Source organism: Vibrio sp. 2134-1 (assembly GCF_033339495.1).
Genome location: NZ_JAWOUS010000836.1, coordinates 1 through 548, shown reverse-complemented (window position 1 = coordinate 548; position 548 = coordinate 1). Strand labels below are relative to the sequence as shown.

Genomic DNA, 548 nt, shown 5'->3' with positions numbered 1-548 from the left:
TCGCAAGCGCTGGCAACGGTTGGTTTTCGCGTCACTGAGATGACTGACCGAAACTGGCTCGCGGCAATAAGTGCTCAGCTTAACTGGGGAAAAGATGCTTCCTGGCGTAATCCATCACCAATCCGCAGTGAGGCAGATAAACCACTTCGGGAGCAAGTGTTGGATTATGACCGAGCTATCAAGGTGGATAGCCAAGGTCTGATGCTGGGCGATTACCGAGTTAAAACCTTATCGTTTAAACGCTTGCCTGAGCGGATCTGGTTTGGTCATGCCGCAAGTTTTGCGGGCGATATGATGACGGGCAGTCGCGGTTTACGCGGCAGCTTTTTGCTAAATGTCACCATTCACTTTCCCTCAGCTGAGGCGATGCGATCTCGTTTAGAGACGAAGCGTCAGTGGGCGGTCAATCAGGCCTATGGCCCGATGCTCAAGTTTGTGCCGGTGCTTGCAGCCAAGAAAAAGGGGTTTGATGTTCTTTTTGAAGCTTTGCAAGAAGGTGATCGTCCTATTCGGGCAAATATGACCTTAACGCTGTTTTCCCCGACGGA

1 protein-coding gene is annotated in these 548 nt (G+C 51.3%); it reads left to right on the top strand.

Annotated elements, in window-relative coordinates; genetic code table 11:
* A partial coding sequence (locus R7R78_RS28820; protein WP_225474932.1) for a TraC family protein occupies positions 1-548 on the top strand: 548 nt, incomplete at both ends.